General features: G+C 52.7%; 3 protein-coding genes. All 3 read right to left on the bottom strand.

What is annotated here, in order from left to right; translation table 11 throughout:
• Window positions 1-132: 132 nt before the first annotated feature.
• Window positions 133-537, bottom strand: coding sequence for a hypothetical protein (locus SY1_RS07455; protein WP_015556653.1), 405 nt, complete (start codon window positions 535-537; stop codon window positions 133-135).
• Between the two features lie 47 nt (window positions 538-584).
• Window positions 585-1,103 carry a hypothetical protein gene (locus SY1_RS07460; RefSeq protein WP_015556654.1) on the bottom strand — a complete coding sequence of 173 codons (519 nt, stop codon included), beginning with the start codon at window positions 1,101-1,103 and terminating at the stop codon, window positions 585-587.
• A gap of 59 nt (window positions 1,104-1,162) precedes the next feature.
• On the bottom strand, window positions 1,163-1,655 hold a 493-nt coding region (locus tag SY1_RS07465; RefSeq protein ID WP_208873299.1), incomplete at its 5' end, for a hypothetical protein.

The following is a 1,655-nucleotide window of genomic DNA, read 5'->3' on the forward strand; positions in this document are numbered from 1 at the left end:
CCGACCGGCCGCCGCAATCCTCCCGAAAGATCGGCTTGCGTGAGGCCGGTCGTCTGGCCGACCCCCTCCGCCTCACTCCGTTCGGCACCTCCCCTTTCAGGGGAGGCAATCCATATTAAACGCGAATTGGTATTAATGCTCGCTGTCGTGTGACGAGGCGTTTTCCGCCCTCTTGAGGTCCTCCAGCCGAAAGCAGGTACGCAACAAGACGATGGCTATAAAAAGCACATTTAAGAGGCTGTAAACGATCTTTACGTGAGAATCTTTTTGTCCCGGTCCTGCAAAATATCCAAAAAGGGCGACAGGCACGATGAGGCAGCAAAAAGACCCCCATGCCGCCCAGGCCCAGTTTGGAGATTTTGAGACGACGACCTTGTAGATGAACAGAAGACAGATGGCGACAAAAAACGATTGAAGCAAAATTTCCCCCCAACCGGTTGCTGTCAATAGAGAATCCGCCATTGGTGAAACGACCATCATTCCCAACAACAAAAACTCAACTTCGCACCGGTCCAGGGCTCTTTTGATGACGTTCATGACGTCCCTCCTTTTCGTCCTCTCCCAACCTGTCCGCAATCGGCAGATCACATCCCCTCAACGAGGGGCTCCTTTAACAGAAGAGTCACCGCTGAAATTTCCTCATCGAAGGTAACCGCTAAGATAAATTGTAGTTTTTCAGAAACCCAGACGCTTAAAAGATCGGAGATTTGCTCACGCGGAGGGCCCAATATGGAACGCAACTCCCTCTCAAAAATTTTGTACTTTTTTGAGGCAACTTTTTTCCCCTCGGCAGATTCAAGGTAAGAGGAGGCGATCACCCTGTCCTGTGACGTCAGGACGTTGAAATCCGCTGCAAATTCCCCCTGCTCATCCATGAGGAACCAAGTGAGGACGTTTTCCGAAACGTCGTCCGGGTTTCCGAGAAGCGTCTTGGCCTTCTCAAGGGAAGTCCCCGGCCTCAGCGACATCAACGTCTCATAAACTTCCCTGCCGTTTCGGAAGGGGGTCGAATCTTTTTGGGGGTTCCTCAGCTTTGCAGTCCACAGGGCGAGCAAAAACAAACACAGGCACGCAATTCCTATGTAAAGATTTTTTCGGCTCATCGCGCCTCCGACTCTCCCTTCGAGTGCTTGACATTTTTTGCAGCCGCGATGGCTGCAGCTCATTCACGACGCAATATCAGGATCAGGATCGAGACCGCTCCACACACGACGATCGTTACCGTTTGTTCGAGCGACGCATGGTAGAACAGCGAGGTCAGGACGCCCAAGATCCCCCCGTACAGGAAGCCCGCGACGACCTGCATCCACGGGAACCAGTGAGAGGGAAGGAAATAATAGCGAAACACGACGAAAATCAGCCACGATACCCCATAATAGGTCCAAACCATCGGGGCATACGGCTCTGCCGGTTTCAACATGTTTTTTGCTCCCATCTCGTAACCGGAAGCATACGCAATGGCCACCACGAGGGGCATCCTCCATAACATCTCTCCGAAGGACAGCTCGTCCAGAGAAGCCCAAAAAATTCGCCACAAGTTACCCCATCTGAGAGGGAGTCGATCGCTATTCATGAGCGGAAGCCTCCGGCAGCGCCACAGGCCGATGACGTCAAACGAGACGGCAAAAGGAAAAACATCGTGAACCACAGCCCCG

The organism is Fretibacterium fastidiosum (assembly GCF_000210715.1).
Taxonomy (GTDB): Bacteria; Synergistota; Synergistia; order Synergistales; family Aminobacteriaceae; genus Fretibacterium; species Fretibacterium fastidiosum.